The sequence below is a fragment of the Mycobacterium sp. Dal123C01 genome (assembly GCF_052566995.1).
This window is the reverse complement of record NZ_CP199580.1, coordinates 2,028,088-2,044,038: the sequence shown is the minus strand read 5'-3', so window position 1 is coordinate 2,044,038 and position 15,951 is coordinate 2,028,088. Positions and strand designations below refer to the sequence as shown.

The 15,951-nt window shown below is 65.7% G+C and carries 17 protein-coding genes; 11 read left to right on the top strand and 6 right to left on the bottom strand.

What is annotated here, in order from left to right; all coding sequences use genetic code 11:
• Positions 1-7 precede the first annotated feature (7 nt).
• The 5 genes from pstA to ACTXG5_RS09755 form a co-directional block, all read right to left on the bottom strand.
• Positions 8-922 (bottom strand): phosphate ABC transporter permease PstA, encoded by a 915-nt coding sequence (gene pstA, locus ACTXG5_RS09775; protein ID WP_445163469.1) that lies wholly within the window; start codon positions 920-922, stop codon positions 8-10.
• Positions 919-1,950 carry a phosphate ABC transporter permease subunit PstC gene (pstC, locus tag ACTXG5_RS09770; RefSeq protein WP_445163468.1) on the bottom strand — a complete coding sequence of 344 codons (1,032 nt, stop codon included), beginning with the start codon at positions 1,948-1,950 and terminating at the stop codon, positions 919-921. The genes pstA and pstC overlap by 4 nt, the downstream gene beginning before the upstream one ends.
• A 48-nt stretch (positions 1,951-1,998) precedes the next feature.
• Positions 1,999-3,123 carry a phosphate ABC transporter substrate-binding protein PstS gene (pstS, locus tag ACTXG5_RS09765; protein ID WP_445163467.1) on the bottom strand — a complete coding sequence of 375 codons (1,125 nt, stop codon included), beginning with the start codon at positions 3,121-3,123 and terminating at the stop codon, positions 1,999-2,001.
• 139 nt (positions 3,124-3,262) lie between these two features.
• Positions 3,263-4,213 carry a mycothiol synthase gene (mshD, locus tag ACTXG5_RS09760; RefSeq protein WP_445163466.1) on the bottom strand — a complete coding sequence of 317 codons (951 nt, stop codon included), beginning with the start codon at positions 4,211-4,213 and terminating at the stop codon, positions 3,263-3,265.
• Positions 4,210-4,980 carry a winged helix-turn-helix transcriptional regulator gene (locus ACTXG5_RS09755; RefSeq protein ID WP_445163465.1) on the bottom strand — a complete coding sequence of 257 codons (771 nt, stop codon included), beginning with the start codon at positions 4,978-4,980 and terminating at the stop codon, positions 4,210-4,212. The genes mshD and ACTXG5_RS09755 overlap by 4 nt, the downstream gene beginning before the upstream one ends.
• Before the next feature lie 187 nt (positions 4,981-5,167).
• Here ACTXG5_RS09755 and lmeA point away from each other — a divergent pair, with 187 nt between their 5' ends.
• From lmeA to ACTXG5_RS09710, 9 genes are all read left to right on the top strand, one after another.
• Complete coding sequence (gene lmeA / locus ACTXG5_RS09750) at positions 5,168-5,980, top strand: mannan chain length control protein LmeA (protein WP_445163464.1); 813 nt, start codon at positions 5,168-5,170, stop codon at positions 5,978-5,980.
• 49 nt (positions 5,981-6,029) lie between these two features.
• A complete protein-coding gene (locus ACTXG5_RS09745; protein WP_445163463.1) occupies positions 6,030-6,452 on the top strand; it encodes a thioredoxin family protein in 423 nt (140 codons plus the stop codon).
• Positions 6,453-6,457: 5 nt separating this feature from the next.
• Positions 6,458-6,577 carry an Ms5788A family Cys-rich leader peptide gene (locus tag ACTXG5_RS09740; RefSeq protein WP_407067556.1) on the top strand — a complete coding sequence of 40 codons (120 nt, stop codon included), beginning with the start codon at positions 6,458-6,460 and terminating at the stop codon, positions 6,575-6,577.
• Between the two features lie 97 nt (positions 6,578-6,674).
• The gene (locus tag ACTXG5_RS09735) at positions 6,675-7,145 is read left to right on the top strand and encodes a DUF4395 domain-containing protein (protein WP_445163462.1); all 471 of its coding nucleotides are present in this window, start codon (positions 6,675-6,677) and stop codon (positions 7,143-7,145) included.
• A gap of 38 nt (positions 7,146-7,183) precedes the next feature.
• Entirely contained in the window at positions 7,184-8,017 is an 834-nt protein-coding gene (locus ACTXG5_RS09730; RefSeq protein ID WP_445163461.1) for a sulfurtransferase, read from the top strand.
• 1 nt (position 8,018) lies between these two features.
• On the top strand, positions 8,019-8,321 hold the full coding sequence (locus tag ACTXG5_RS09725) for a DUF1416 domain-containing protein (protein ID WP_445163460.1): 303 nt from the start codon (positions 8,019-8,021) through the stop codon (positions 8,319-8,321).
• A gap of 223 nt (positions 8,322-8,544) precedes the next feature.
• The gene (locus ACTXG5_RS09720; RefSeq protein WP_445164345.1) at positions 8,545-9,153 is read left to right on the top strand and encodes an FABP family protein; all 609 of its coding nucleotides are present in this window, start codon (positions 8,545-8,547) and stop codon (positions 9,151-9,153) included.
• 144 nt (positions 9,154-9,297) lie between these two features.
• The gene (locus tag ACTXG5_RS09715; protein ID WP_445163459.1) at positions 9,298-11,673 is read left to right on the top strand and encodes a hypothetical protein; all 2,376 of its coding nucleotides are present in this window, start codon (positions 9,298-9,300) and stop codon (positions 11,671-11,673) included.
• Positions 11,674-11,822: 149 nt separating this feature from the next.
• Positions 11,823-13,337: a sensor domain-containing protein gene (locus tag ACTXG5_RS09710; protein WP_445163458.1), complete on the top strand. Its 1,515-nt coding sequence runs from the start codon at positions 11,823-11,825 to the stop codon at positions 13,335-13,337.
• A 243-nt stretch (positions 13,338-13,580) separates the two neighbouring features.
• On the opposite strand, the gene ACTXG5_RS09705 is transcribed toward ACTXG5_RS09710, so the two are convergent.
• A complete protein-coding gene (locus ACTXG5_RS09705; protein WP_445164344.1) occupies positions 13,581-14,453 on the bottom strand; it encodes an aminodeoxychorismate lyase in 873 nt (290 codons plus the stop codon).
• Between the two features lie 52 nt (positions 14,454-14,505).
• Between ACTXG5_RS09705 and ygfZ the strand changes: the two genes are divergently transcribed.
• Both ygfZ and ACTXG5_RS09695 read left to right on the top strand, forming a co-directional pair.
• Entirely contained in the window at positions 14,506-15,600 is a 1,095-nt protein-coding gene (gene ygfZ, locus ACTXG5_RS09700; protein WP_445163457.1) for a CAF17-like 4Fe-4S cluster assembly/insertion protein YgfZ, read from the top strand.
• Between the two features lie 148 nt (positions 15,601-15,748).
• A complete protein-coding gene (locus ACTXG5_RS09695) occupies positions 15,749-15,928 on the top strand; it encodes a DUF3073 domain-containing protein (RefSeq protein ID WP_445163456.1) in 180 nt (59 codons plus the stop codon).
• The last annotated feature ends 23 nt before the right edge of the window (positions 15,929-15,951 follow it).

Below are 15,951 nucleotides of genomic sequence, written 5' to 3'. Positions count from 1 at the left end.
CTCCGCCCTACGACTTCTTGGGAGCAAACATCATGGAGACCACTCTGGCTCCGACGTTGATCACCGCGATCATCAAAATCAGTGTCAACCCGGCTCCCCACAGCCGATCCGTGGGAACCGGGTTGACGCCCGCGCCAGCCGCTGTCTGGTTGAACATCATGCCAGGCAGCGTCCCCATGAACCCCTTGAAGATGTCGAAGTTCATGGCCTGCGAATAACCGACCAAGATCAGCAGCGGGGCCGTCTCACCCATCACTCTGGCCACCGCCAACATGATCCCCGTGATGATGCCCGACAACCCTGTCGGAATCACCACCTTCGCAATGGTTTTCCACTTCGGTACCCCTAACGCATAGCTGGCCTCGCGGAGATCTACCGGGACGATCCGCAGCATCTCCTCGGTCGTGCGCTCAATCACCGGCAGCATCAACAGCACCAACGCCAACGCCACTGCGAACCCCGAACGGGGAAAGCCCAGCGTCGCCACACACAACGCGTAGATGAACAATGCCGCCACGATCGAGGGCACACCGGACAGGATGTCCACCATGAAGGTCGCCAGTCTGCCAAGTCTGGTACCGCCCCCGTACTCAACTAGATAGACCGCGAGCATGACACCAATCGGGATGGAAATCGTGGCGGACACCAATCCCTGCAAAAGGGTACCGATGACCGCGTGGTATGCGCCGCCCCCAGCCAGAAAAGGCGTCATACCCGCTTGTGAATGCGTCCACCACGCCGACGACGCGATCACCTTGAACCCCTTGGCGATCACCGCGCACAGCACCCACAGCAATGGGGCCAGCGCGATCACCATCGACAGCGAGACCAACACGGTTGCAACGATGTTCGCGAACCAACGACGCCGGCCGAGTCCGGACAACGTGCGCGCCTTCAGAGGCCGGTCAAAGATCGAGGTCATCGCCTGCCCCTTCGGGTCCCGGCGACCGCACCACGCGCCACGGCATCGACCACAAAGGTCAACAGGAAAAGCACCAGTCCCGCGGCGATATAGGCACCGGCCTTGTACCGGTCATTGAATTCCCATGCGGTGGCTGCGATCTTGGTCGCGAAGGTCGAGCCACCGTCGAATAGCGACCAACCGAAGGCCTTTTGAGTGCCGCGCAAAATAATCAGCAGCGCGACCGTCTCACCCAGGGCACGGCCCAAACCCAGCATCGCGCCGCTGACGTACCCGGACCGACCGAACGGCAACACCGTTGTCTTGACCACCTCCCAGCGGGTGGCGCCGAGCGCCAGCGCGGCCTCGATCTGGTCGTGCGGTGTCTGCATGAAAACTTCGCGGGTGACCGCGGTGATGATCGGCAGGATCATCACCGCCAGCACGATGCCGCCGGTGAAGACGGTGCCCCCGCCGGCCGCCGAGGCGCTGCCATCGGCGAACAAGAAGCACCACCCCAGAGACTGATTCAGCCAGGTCGCGACGGGTCGCAGTTGCGGTGCGAGTACATACAGACCCCACACGCCGTAGATGATCGAGGGAATCGCGGCCAGCAGGTCGACCGTGTAGGCCAGCGGCCCGGCGAGCCGACGTGGCGCGTACTGGGTGAGGAAGATGGCGACACCCAGAGCGACCGGCATGGCCAGGATCAACGCGAAGACCGAGATGAACACGGTCACCTGCAGCAGGTCAAGGATGCCGAAGTGCATCGCCGACGTGTTGGTGGTGACCCAGTTGCCGCGGTAGGTGAAGAAGTCCTCTTGGTTGCGCTTCAACGCCGGTATCGCACGCAACAGCAAGAACCCGCCGATCGCAATCACCACGATGGCGATCAGGACCCCCGAAGCCTCCGCGAACCAGCGAAATATCCGGTCCCCGAAGCGGGGTTGAGCACCCTTCCATGGGCGGATGGGTACCACCGGCGCCCGCGTAAAGCGCGCGGCAACGACCGCACCCGAACCCCCCTGGGCTGGATCTGGCGTCGTCACTGTGAATCCGTCACTGCTGGTTCTGCTGTCGCTCTCGAAACCCAAGGGCTACTGCATTGCATTGATCGCGGTGGTCAGTCGCTCCCTGACCCTATCGGGCAACGGGGTATAGCCGGCCGACGCGAGGTTGGCCTGACCGGTGTTCGCGGCCACGGTCAGGAAGGACTTGATTGCTTCGGACGTTGCCGCGTCGTAGCCCTTCGAGCAGACGATCTCGTAGGTGGCCAGCACCAACGGGTAGGCACCCGGCTGCTGGGTGCCGTACAGCGAGTTCAGATTGAGCACCAGGTCGTTGCCACGCGCCACGAAGGTGGCCGCGTTGATGGCGTTGCCGGCCGTCTCACTGGTCAGCGGGACCACACCGTTGCCCGTGTCGATCCGCGCGTAGGGAAGGCCCGCCTGGTCGGCGAAGCCCTTCTCGACATATCCGATGGCGCCGCGGATGGTCCGTACCGCCTGGACGACACCGGACGACTTCGCCGCCCCTTCACCGACACCGCCCTGAAATTCGGTGCCGACTCCTCTGGACCAGCTCTCGGGGGCGGCGGCCGTCAGGTACTTCTGCAGGTTGTCGGTGGTCCCCGACGAGTCCACCCGGTAGATCGGCGTGATCTTGGTGTCGGGCATGGCTATACCCGGATTCAGTGCCGCCAGGATCGGGTCATTCCAGGCAGCGATCCTGCCGCTCAAAATCCTGGCCAGCACATCGCTGTTGACGGTCAACGTCGTGATCCCCGGCAGGTTGTACACCAACGCGACCGGCCCGAACACCAGCGGCAGGTCCCACGCGGGGTTTCCATTGCAGCGTTTGGTCGCGGGCCCGATCTGGTCGGCGATCAGCGGAGAGTCCGATCCCGCGAAGTCGACATGGCCGGCGATGAATTGCTCGCGGCCCGCACCCGACCCGGTCGGGTTGTACGACACGGACTTGCGCGGGCAGTACTGGCCCCAGACGTGGCTGAACACTGCCATCGCGTTCTGTTGAGCGGTCGATCCCTCGGCAGTCAGTTCACCTTTGCCGCTACAGGTTGCCGTGCCGGCGGGTCCCAAGCTGGCCCCCGACGCAGGCTCGCGGTGATTGTCGTCGCTGCCGCAGGCAGTCAACCCCCCACCAATCATCGTCATTGCCAACACCGCAGCCGCGAGCGTCTTGCCCACGGGGTGAAGCCTCACCGATCTCGCTTTCTGACGCAGTTTCGACGCATGCTGCCGCCGCTCGAAACTATGCGCTGAGGCCTTTTCACGAGGACCTAATTAGTGAACGTGCGGTGAATTATCGGCTGCCACGCCACCGTCTGCCTGCACTTTCGCCTCAGCCGGCGGTGGGCGCCGGAGCGTAGGCGGTGTCGACGCTATGGGTGGTGAACCCCTGGCGCTGGTAGGTCCGCACCGCGGCGACGTTGTCCGACTCGACGTAGAGCAGCACGGTGACTTCGGCTGCGGGGCCACCCGGATTTTCCGGCTCGGACAGGCGTCGAGCCAGCGACTCGACCCCGATGGCCGTCAACATCTGCCCCAGCCCGCGGCCCTGCGCCGACGGGTCGACACCAAGCACGTACACCTCGCCCAGGCGCGGTTGATCGAGGTGCACTTTGGTCCAGTGGAAGCCCAGGAGCCGGCCCGCTTCGTCGCTCTCGGAGGCACCCCACGCCAAAAACAACCCCTCGGGGTCAAACCACGGTTCGCTGCGCCGCTCCGCCAGGTCGACCGCGGTCCACCCGCCCTGCTCGGGATGGTCGGCGAACGCCGCGTTGTTGACCCGCAGCAGCTCGGCATCATCGTCGGCGCCCCGGTAGGTCTCGACCTGAACGCCGGGAATCGGGCTTACCGGGTCGGGGACCTCGCGAAGCGAGAGCCGCATCTGGACGAGTTCACGTACCGGGACCAAACCAAGCGCGGACGCGGTCGCCCGGGCCGGCTCCAGCGTGCCGTGCGCCCAGAACCGGTTATTTCCATCGGTTTTGACGATCGCCGCACGTCCCATCGCCGTGCCGATGCCGCGCCGGCGGGCCTGCGGATGCACCACCAGTTCGGCCATTGGGGCCCCGTCGTCGTGCGGCGGATTGAGATTGAGGTAGCCCTCGATGGTGTTGTTCACGGCGTCCGTGACCAGCAGATGATCGGTGCGGTCGTGCCCGAGTTCCCGCAGAATTTGCTCACCGACGGGTGCCACTCCATCGAATTCGGTTGCCGCCGCGACCAGTTCACGCACCCCCTGCTGCTCTTCGGGGGTCAGTGCATGGCGCCAGTCAGGCGCGGTCACTGACTGTGTAGCGGGTCAGCCAGCGGCTCTTGCAGATTCTCAGACTCGGGCTCGTCGTGTTCGGCGTCGTCGGGCGTGGCGATCGGCGCTCGTCCGCGCGCCGGCCGGACGGCCTTGTAACCTACGTTGCGTACCGTGCCGATCAGTGCCTCGTACTCGGGGCCGAGTTTGGCCCGCAACCGACGAACGTGCACATCGACCGTCCGGGTGCCACCGAAGAAGTCGTAGCCCCATACCTCGTGCAGCAGCTGGGCGCGGGTGAACACCCGGCCGGCATGCTGGGCGAGATATTTCAGCAGCTCGAACTCTTTGTAAGTGAGGTCAAGCGGGCGGCCCCGCAGCCGCGCGGTGTAGGTGCCTTCGTCGATCACCAGCTCCCCGAGGCTGACCTTGCCGGCGCTTTCCTGGTCGGCCAGCCCGCCGCGGCGGCCCACCACCAGCCGTATCCGGGCGTCGACCTCTGCGGGCCCGGTGCCCGGCAACAGGATCTCGTCCAGCCCCCAGTCGGCACTGACTGCCACCAGGCCGCCTTCGGCCACGATCGCCACGACCGGGACCGACCGGCCGGCCGTACTGAGTAAGCGACAAAGCCCACGCGCCGCCGACAGATCGGTGCGCGCATCCACCAGCACCGCGTCCGCGGTACCCGCCTCCAGCAGTGAGGATGGTTCGGGCGGCGCCGTCCGCACGGTATGGGGGAGCAACGACAACGACGGCAGGACCGGGTCCGGATGCAGCTCCGAGGTCAGTAGTAGTAGCTCCAACAAGCCCCTCCAGCTCGTGGGAAAGGCATCTCCCAGATTCATCAAGCCACGCGGCGTTAGTGGCCAGGTCATGTAACGATAACGTGCTACCAGGTCTTTGTGCGTGGCGTTGCGAAGTACTGTGAGCCCCGCCACGAGGTAGTCCGGACCGGAATCCCCCGCCACGCGCCGCGACGAACTGCGCCACAATATGCGGATGCGCAGGGTTCTGATCACTGTGATCGCGACGATGGGCGCCGTGGCGGTGATCGTCATCGGCGCGGTCGGCGTGGACTACGGCGCCAGCATCTACGCCGAATACCGGCTCTCGTGCGCCGTCCGCAAGGCGGCAAATCTCGGGTCAGACCCCTTTGTGGCGATCCTGGCCTTCCCCTTCATTCCGCAGGCGATGCGTGACCATTACAACGAGCTGGAGATCAAGGCCAACGGCACCGAGCACGCGATGACCGGCAAGGCCACCCTCGAGGCCACTATGCACTCGATCGACCTGACCGACGCCTCGTGGCTGATCAGACCCGATGCGAAGCTACCGGTAGGGAAACTGGAGAGCCGCATCATCATCGACTCGACGCACCTGGGCCGATACCTGGGCATGGGCGACCTGATGGTGGAGGCACCACCCGCCGAGACCAACGACGCCACCGGCGGTACCACCGAATCGGGGATTTCCGGCAACCACGGACTGGTGTTCAGCGGCACCCCTAAATCGGCCAACTTCGACCACCGGGTGAGCGTCTCGATGGACATTTCGATCGCCCCCGACGACCAAGCGACACTGGTGTTCACCCCGACCGGCGTCCTCACCGGACCGGATACCGCCAATCAAACCGTTCCGGACGACAAGCGCGAAGCCGTGCTTGAGGCCTTCACTGCCAGGCTGCCCAATCAGCGACTTCCGTTCGGCGTGCCGCCGCACACCGTCGGGGCCCGCGGCTCGGACATCATCATCGAGGGCATCAGCACGGGAGTAACCGTCACCCTCGAGGGGTTTAAGCAATCATGACCCGCGCTGTGGACGATGCAGCGCCAAGCAATGGGGAGGAGCGGCGCCAATGACCACTGCCGTGGTAGCCCTCGTGGCGGCGCTTGCGCTGGCGGCAATCGTTGGCTGGTTCCTGACCCGGCGCTCCGGAAACATCAAAGAAGTTGCTTCCGACCCGGGCCCTGGAGCCGGCGCCGACACCGCTGACCTGGGCCTGTCCAGTAGCGGGCCCACCGTCGTGCATTTCAGCGCCCCGTGGTGCGGACCCTGCGATCGCGTACGCCGGGTGGTCGACCAGGTATGCGACAACATGGGTGACGTGGCCCATGTTGAAGTCGATATCGACGCCAACCCGGGCGCCGCACGCCGGTTTTCGGTGCTATCGCTGCCGACCACCCTGATTTTCGATGTCGACGGGCGGCAGCGTTACCGCGCATCGGGTGTCCCGAAGGCCGCCGACCTGCGGTCTGCCCTCGAACCGCTGTTGGCTTGATCGCGATGTCATTGGGTAAGCTGACCGACGTGTCATCCCGCATGGAGCCCATGCTCACCAAGCGCCGCGCAGTCGATCTGTGCCGCATCGCGGGTTGTTGTTGTCGCTGTTGCTGTAGCTGCTGAGTAGCCGCGCCCGCCCGCGCAGCACTCGGAGCAGCCCGGAAGCCCCCCGTGGTATGCCTCCCCCTTTTTCCGTGCGACAGGCAAATAGGAGTTGTTCGTGTCAAGCACTAATACCAGCGCCGAGCTGGACCGCGTCGACGTTCGTGGACCCCGATTCGCTGCTTGGGTCACGACCGCGGTCCTTGTCGTGACGCTGATCGTGTCGGCGATAAGCCCGCTGGCGGCCGCGATCATTCTGGGTCTGCAGGCCGTGGTCTTCGCGATCGGCGCCCTCGCCGGTCCACGCCGGCATCCCTATGGCCGGCTGTTCGCCACCCTCGTGGCACCCCGGCTGGGCCCGGTCAAAGAGCGTGAACCGGTGCCGCCGTTGAAGTTCGCCCAATTGGTCGGCCTGATCTTCGCGATCGTCGGCACCGCCGGATTCGCCGTCGGTGCGCCCCTGGTGGGGGTCATCGCAACGGCTTTCGCGCTGGTGGCGGCGTTCCTGAATGCGGCCTTCGGCATCTGCCTGGGCTGCCAGCTGTATCCCCTCGTGGTTCGCATACGGCCGACCGCCGGTCCCGCGTAACCGAAGTTCATCGCAAGTAATCGAAAGGATCCCCAACCATGGCACGTTCCGACGTCCTGGTCTCCGCCGAGTGGGCTGAGAATAATCTCGACGCCGCGAACGTCGTATTCGTCGAGGTCGATGAGGACACCAGTGCCTACGACGGAGGCCACATCGCCGGCGCAGTGCGGCTCGACTGGCGCACCGATCTGCAAGACGCGGTCAAGCGAGACTTCGTCGATGCCCAGCAGTTCTCGAAATTGCTGTCCGAACGCGGCATCGCCAACGACGACACCGTGATCCTCTACGGCGGCAACAACAACTGGTTCGCCGCATACGCCTACTGGTACTTCAAGCTGTACGGGCACGACAAGGTCAAACTGCTCGACGGTGGTCGCAAGAAGTGGGAGCTCGACGGGCGCCCGCTGTCCACCGACACCGTCAGCAGGCCGGCCACCTCCTACACCGCGGCCGCACCGGACAACACGATCCGGGCATTCCGGGACGAGGTCATCGCCGCCATCAACGCCAAGAACCTCGTCGACGTGCGCTCCCCCGATGAGTTCTCCGGCAAGATCCTGGCACCGGCGCACCTGCCGCAGGAGCAAAGCCAGCGGCCCGGACACATTCCGGGAGCGTTGAACGTGCCGTGGAGTAAGGCCGCCAACGAGGACGGCACCTTCAAGTCCGACGAGGAGTTGGCCAAGCTGTACGCCGACGCCGGCCTGGACGGCACCAAGGAAACGATTGCGTACTGCCGGATCGGGGAACGTTCGTCGCACACCTGGTTCGTTCTGCAGGAATTACTCGGGCATAACAACGTCAAAAACTACGACGGCAGTTGGACGGAATACGGCTCCCTGGTGGGCGCCCCGATCGAGTTGGGAAGCTGATATGTGCTCTGCACCTAGGCAAGGACAGACGTTGCCCGCCAGCGTCGACCTCGAAAAAGAAACGGTGATCACCGGCCGCGTCGTCGACAGCGACGGCCAAGCCGTCGGTGGCGCGTTCGTCCGCCTGCTGGACTCGTCGGACGAGTTCACGGCCGAGGTGGTCGCGTCGGCCACCGGCGACTTCCGGTTCTTCGCCGCACCCGGATCCTGGACACTGCGCGCCCTGTCCAAGGCCGGCAACGGCGACGCCGTCGTGGCGCCGTCGGGCGCGGGCATCCACGAAGTGGACGTCAAGATCGCGTGACCGCGTGCGGCTGTGACCTGGATCCCCGGAAGCGTCGTTGACGAGGTCGGGCGAATAGACTTTCAACCGTGGTGCTCTTCTTCGAGATTCTGCTGGTCGCGGCGGTCGTGGTCATCTCATGGTTTGCGTTGTACACCCTCTACCGACTGATCACTGACGAGTCGTGACGTACGACGACGACCCTGAGGGACCGGCCGGTTCCGCAGTCTCTGGTGACGGCGCGATGGCTGCCGCCGCCGAACGCGCCAAGGTCACCGCAGCCCGCAATATCCCGGCCTTCGACGATCTGCCCGTTCCGGCCGACACAGCGAACCTGCGCGAAGGCGCCAACCTCAACGACGCGCTACTGGCCCTGCTGCCGCTGGTCGGCGTGTGGCGCGGCGAAGGCGAGGGCCGCGGCCCCGACGGTGACTACCGGTTCGGCCAACAGATCGTGGTCTCACACGACGGCGGCGATTACCTGAATTGGGAAGCCAGGTCCTGGCGGCTCGACAGCGCCGGCGACTACCAGGAACCCGGCCTGCGCGAGACCGGCTACTGGCGGTTCGTCCCCGACCCCGACGACCCCAGCGAATCGCAGGCTATCGAGCTGTTGCTGGCCCACTCGTCCGGGTACGTCGAATTGTTTTACGGGCGCCCACGCAATCAGTCGTCATGGGAACTGGCGACCGACGCCCTGGCCCGTACCCGTTCCGGTGTGCTGGTCGGTGGCGCCAAGCGGCTCTACGGCATCGTCGAAGGCGGCGACCTGGCCTACGTCGAAGAGCGAGTAGACGCCGACGGCGGACTGGTCCCGCATCTGTCCGCGCGGCTGTCGCGATTCGTCGGATAACGGCCCGCTGCTGTTGCCCGCCTTGAAAACTCGGGCAACCCGGGAGTAATTCGGCCCTCGCGCACAACCCTTGCCTTGGGCCGATCTTTTGCGTGTACTGTTCGACGTCCGAACAGCCGAGACCGCGCGAAGGGAGATCGGCGGATGCCTCCCACGAGGACACCCTCGCCCATCCTGCGATGGGCCATCACCGCGGTCGGCATGCTGCTCGTCGTGTATCTGGCGCTGCTGGCACTGCGCCCCTCTATCGACGACTCGTTTCCAGCCTGGCTGCAGTGGTTCGGCCGGCCGGGATCGATGCCGACGCTGGCGATCGTGGTGACGGTGCTGATCTCGGTGTGCGTGGTGACCTTCCGGTCGGACAGCGGCCACCGGGTGGTGGGCATGTCGTTCACCGTGATCGCCGTCCTCATCGGGATGAGTGCGGTGCTGGGACTCAGCTCGTATTGGGGTTGTCACGACGCCAACCATCCGGCCTTCTTCACGCCGCTGATGGCGACCGCCAGCCTGATCAAGGGTGGCACCGGCGACTTCTCGGTGAGCGGGCACACCTGCCCGAACCCCACCCCGGTCGGCCTGGAGCTGGCCCGGATCGCAGCACTGTCGGCGATCTTCACCGGACTGGGCGGCGTTGTGGTCGGGGTGTTTCGGGCCCAGGTGGACCGGCTCCGGGCCAACTGGGCCGACTCCGTCACCGCCATCGTCGGTGTCGACAGCGACACCCAATCGATGATCAGCGCCGTCGCGCGCACGCTGGACCGGCGCAGCACACTGGTCGTGATCACCGGCGCCAGCGACGACCGCGTACAGCGGGCCCGCCGGCAGGGCGCTCGGGTGGTGCTGGTGGACTTCAACGCCCCATCGACGCTGGTCTCACTTCGACTGTGGCGCCACCTGTCTCGGCTCTACCTGATGGCACCCGACCCGGCGATCAACCTGTTGTGGCTGGACCTGATCAGTCGTCAGCTCGCCGAGATCGCCCACAAGCAGCGGTTGCCCCTCATCGTGCGCATGGACGACCCCTGGCTGGCCCAGGCGTGGCGTGCCCAGCAGTTCGGCGGATCGGACACCCGGTGGGCGGCCGACGTTGTCGGCAAATACGAGGTGACCGCGGGCCGGCTCCTCGACAGCGTCGTCGCGACGGGGCGCACGAAGCGCGTATTCGTCTGCGGCACTTCACAATTGACCCTGGCGCTATGCGCGGACCTGACCCAACGCGCTTTGGAACGCGACTTCTACACTCCGCCCGGCGCGGTGGCGTTGCCCGCGCTGACCCTGGTCGAAAGAGATGCCGAAGATTACCTGCGGGATCACGAATTCCACCGTCAGCAAGCCGGATTCATGTCTGAGGGGCCGACTATCGATGCGGTCGCGGAGGCGCCGACGATCCCGACCATGCTGAAGCTGATCGGTGATGTCGACCCCGCAACCAGCGCGGTGATCTTCGTGGACGCCCATGCCGAAACAACCGCCTCCAGGCTGGCCGCCCGTTTCCCCGACATGCCGATCTACGCCTCGGATCTCAACACCAGCATCACCGACGACTCGATCCAGGTCGTCGGACGACTGCAGTCCTACTCGCTGGTGCTCGACACCCAAGAAGGCCAGGTTCGGGACGCATGGGAGCGCGCGGCACGGCTGATCCACGAACGCTATATCTCGACGATCGACCCGGAAGGCCCACCGTCTCCGGCCGCGATGCCGTGGACCGAGCTCAACGAGTTCTACCGCGGGTCCAACCGCCGCCAGGTCCGCAACGCGTTGTGGATGGTGGAACAGATCGCGGGACATACCTGGAATACCTGGGGCAGCCCGCCCGCCCAGCTGTCCGGCAGCGAAATGGCGGCGTTGGCGCCGTTGGAGCAGCTGGCTCTGATGGGTTTCGACCACGACTCCGCGCTGCGCATGGCCCAAGCTGAGCACGAGGACTGGTGCCGCTACTACCGCCACAACGGCTGGAAATACGGTTCGCCGCGCGACGACTCACGCAAGATCCACAACAAGCTCGTCGATTGGCCAGTGGTGGAAAGCGACCCGGATCTGCTCAATGCCGCGGTGCGAAGTTTGGCGGGCACGCTGTGGAGCCTGCGCCAGCTGGGCTTCCGGTCGCGTCCGCTGTGGCAGTCCTTCACCCGGGTGGGGACGGTCGCCGCCGAACAACGAAGCACCCCATGGACATGGACGTCGGACTCGGGACACACCATGCGCGCCGACGCCGGCGACTGGGCGATCCAAGAGGACGGAAAGGTCTGGTCGGTCCGCGACGATATCTTCCGGGACACCTACGAGCCGGCAGGCGACGGGCAGTGGCAGCGCAGGGGACGGGTTCAAGCTCGCCCGGCCAATCCGGGCGAGACCGTCAACACCCTGGAGGGCCCCACGGCCGCCGCGGAGGGCGACTGGGTGGTGCGGGGAGCCAGCGGTGAGCAATGGCCAGTTCCCAGTGATGAGTTCGCGCGGCGCTACGCCGAATTCCGCCCGCCCGAAGAAGCCCATACTCACGACGGCGACGACGGGTAGCCGCTCGCGTATGTCGACCCAAAATTGCGCTGAAAATTTGCGCATCCTGAAGGGCCCCAGCACTGATACGGTATCGGCGCATGTGCGTACGGGGCGCGCAGGCAGGCTTTCGCCCCAGTTGGTTCGCCGCTTCACCCTAGGAGACTGCGATGGCGCTGTTTATCAGCTACTCGAGCCAAGATCGGTCAACGGTCGACGCCCTGACCAACGCCCTTCGGCGGGGACAAAACCAGGTGTGGTTCGACCAAGAGCTCGGCGGTGGCGACTCCTGGTGGGCCAAGATCCTCGAGCAAATCCGCGACTGTGAGGTCTTCATCGTCGCGCTGTCGAGCAACTGGCTGCAGTCCAAGCCGAGTCAAGCGGAGTTGCGCTACGCCCAGGCGCTAGGCCGTCCGATCCTTCCCGTTCGGATCGGTGACGTCGACAGCATGCGCGTGAATCCCCTTGCCGCATTGCAGATTATCGACTACCGGGAACCGACGGTTGATGCCGGCATTCAGTTGGTCACCGCGGTGCACGCGCTGCGCAGCAAGCCCGTGCCGTTGCCCGACCCGTTGCCCGACGAGCCTGCGGTGCCGTTCGGCTACATCACGCGGCTGGGCAACCAGATGGCCGAAAAAGAACTCAGCCCGCAGCAGCAGCTCCAGCTTCTGGTCGAGCTGAGGTCCGGGTTCGATGAGGACGGCGACGATCCCAGCGCTCGCGGCGACATCGCGCAACTTCTGCGCATGCTGCGCCTGCGCCACGACGTCACGTACCGCACCCGAAGCGAAATCGACAACGTACTGGCCGAAATCGAGACCAAAGACGGTTCGCCGGCGGCCCCTGCCGCCAAGGCCCAGGCCCCGGCGGCCGCTGCAGCGGGGTCGACCACCGCAACACAACCCGCCGCGGCCACTGTCCCGACCGCGGTCGGCGGCGGTGCGACGGGCGGCGGATCCAACAAGCGGCTGTTCATCATCGGCGGTGCCGCGGTGGCGGTCATCGCCGCTATCGCGATCGTCGTGGTGCTGACCACTCAGGGCGGCAAGACCAAGCCGGCTCCGAGGGCGGGCAACTCGAATTCAGCTCCGACGGCAGCGAATTCGTCTCCGAACTCGGCGAAGCTGGATTCCTATCTGATCGGTGCGCCGGAAGTCGGCACAATTGTGGGTGACCCGAACGTGGTGGCCGGCGAAAAAGTCGGTCAGCTGCGTAGTCCCAAGTGGACGCTGTCCGACCCGGAGTGCGCCGGCAGCTACGAGCCCGCGATAGCGGCGGCGTACCAGGGCGCCAGCGGGTTCAAAGCGGTGAGCGGCCTGGTTGTGCACACGGCCGGACAGGACCCGCCGCACCGGATTATCGAGTCCGTCGCGGAATTCTCGTCGCCCGACAAGGCCAGCGCTTTCGTCCAGGCGTCCGCGGACAAGTGGAAGGCGTGCGCCGGAAAAACGGTGACGGAGAGCCTCAATGGCCACAGCTTTGATTGGGCGTTCGCGGAGGTCGGCGGGACCGTGCCGAAGATCGCGCAACAGCGCACCCGGTCAGACAACGGCAAGATCTGCCACCACGTACTGCATGCGGCAGCCGCTACGGTCATCGACGTGCTGGTGTGCGGCCCGGATGCCGCGCCCGGCCAGGCGGGCAAAATCGCCGAGCAGATCGCCGCGAAAGCCATCCAGTAACAGCCCATGACATGGAGCGGCCCCCGAGCAAGGCTCCTGGTTGGACAGACCGGGAAACTCGGGGGCCGGGTGGCTACGGGGAATTCGCCAGCGCGCGTAAATTCGCTAGCTCTTCCGAGCCTATGCAGCTAGCGCGTAGCCACCTCACATGTCCATGAAGCTATCAATTTCGCAGACCACCTCCTTCCTTGTGTACGGCCGACCGTACCCGCCGTTCTGCGAGCCGACAACACAATTCAGCTGTCAGCGATCGCTGATGATCGCCGCATCAACCAGCTCGGCGAACTCCTCGGTTATCGGGGATCGAAGTAGCCGGCGACCATCGAGCGTGTGCACGCGGGCCGCCAGGGTCATGCTTGATACCAACCAAATACCTTGAGCAGCATGTAAATCCGCGACTCGTAGCGCGTGATAGTCGCAGTCGTAGCCTTTGCTCCGGGCCACTTCGAACAGGGCCTGCTGCGTGGTGCCGCGCAAGATCGGATACCACGGCGGCGGCGTCAGCAGGCAGGGATTATTTTCCGAGCCCTCCTCGGAATCGGTGGCGATGACCACCGTCGAGCGCGGGCCTTCGAGGATGTAGCCGTCCGAGCTGACGAAGATGACGTCGCCGGCATCCTGTTGGGCGGCGTGGCGCAAGGCGGCCATATTCACCGCGTACGACAGGGTTTTGGCGCCGGCCAACAGCCACGGCATCGCGCCGACACCGGTGGCGGGTAGCCCTCGGTCCAGCGTGACCGCTGCTAACCCGTCGCGGCGAACCGCGGCTACCCGTTCGGGGACGGCGTTGACCATCACGTACGCGGTGGGCGCCGAACCGCTCTCGCGACCGCGGCTGTAGATCAAACGCAATGCACCTTCGGCAGCCGGGCCGGCGGCCCACTCCCGGGTGGCCACGTCGATCGCGCGCCGCCAACTGACAAGATCCGGCTCGGGCAGATCCATCAATTTGGCCGACTGGGTCAGCCGCTGCAGATGCGGCTCGACCAGACACGCCCGGCCGTCGCGGACCAACAGGGTCTCGAAGGCGCCGTCGCCGCGGACCGCCGCCAGATCGTCGGCGTGCAGCAGCGGGGTCCCGGGCGGATGCATTTTGCCGTCAAGAGTGACGATCACACCCGTCTGGCCTGCCATGCCGAAAGAGCCTAGCCGTCCGTAGAGTTGAGGTGTGAATGCAGTTCCCGCACCCGATTCCGGACCCGACGCCGGCGCGATCTGGCACTTCGGCGATCCGCTCGGCGAGCAGCGCACAGCCGAGACCGATGCCGTACTGGTGGACCGCTCGCACCGCGCGGTGCTCACCCTGACCGGCGCGGATCGGCAATCCTGGCTGCACAACATCTCGACCCAACACGTCAGCGAACTTCCCGACGGCGCCAGCACGCAGAATCTCAGTCTGGACGGGCAGGGCCGCGTCGAGGATCACTGGATGCAGACCGAGCTCAGCGGCATCACCTACCTCGACACCGAACCGTGGCGTGGTGAGCCGCTGCTGAACTACCTGCGCAAGATGGTGTTCTGGTCTGACGTCACGCCGGCGGTCGCAGACACGGCGGTCCTGTCGCTGATCGGGCCGCGGCTGGCCGATCAGGCGTTGCTCGACGTGCTTGGCCTGGCCGCCCTGCCCGACGATCTGGTCGCAATTCCGCTGGCCGGCGGTGGCTTTGCGCGGCGGATGCCGGCCTCCCCCGCCGGTCAGATCGAACTCGACCTGCTGGTGCCGCGTGCCGATTCGGCCGACTGGCAGAGCCGTATCGCGCAGTCGGGCGTGCGACCAGCCGGAGTGTGGACCTACGAAGCCCACCGGGTCGCCGCACTGCGCCCGCGCCTCGGCGTCGACACCGACGAACGCACGATTCCGCACGAGGTGGGTTGGATCGGTGGTCCCGACGTGGGGGCCGTCCATCTGGACAAGGGTTGCTACCGGGGGCAAGAAACCGTGGCTCGGGTGCATAACCTGGGCAAACCGCCTCGGATGCTGGTGCTGTTGCACCTCGACGGCTCGGTGGACCGGCCGTCCACGGGTGACGCGGTGCTCGCGGGCGGACGTGCCGTTGGACGCCTCGGCACCGTCGTCGAGCACGTGGATCTGGGGCCGGTCGCGCTGGCGCTGCTCAAACGCGCACTGCCGGCCGACACCGAACTGGCAACCGGCGCCGAGGCCTCGGTCCCGGCGGTTATCGATGTCGATTCCCTGCCGCCCACCGAGCAGATCGGCGCGGGGCGTCTGGCCGTTGAGCGACTCCGGGGCGGTACGAGATAATGGCGATGACGTCCGCCACAGCGGGCAGGGGCCTTCCGACGCCTAGCCACGCGGCACGGTAAACTGTCGGCAGGACGATAAAACACCAAGAGATCGGAGCCGCCTAACTTGTTAGGCCGCTCCGTTTATTGCGCGAGGGGGTTCCCCCATGGGCCGCGGCCGGGCTAAGGCAAAGCAGACCAAGGTTGCTCGAGAACTTAAATACAGCTCCCCGCAGACCGATTTTCAGCGGCTTCAGCAGGAGCTGTCCGGAACGGGTATCGACGGATCCGATGAGCTGGATGGCGCCGACGGCTCAGTGGACAACGAGGACGACTGGCGTCGCTAGAGCTTGCTCCGTGCCGATGCACC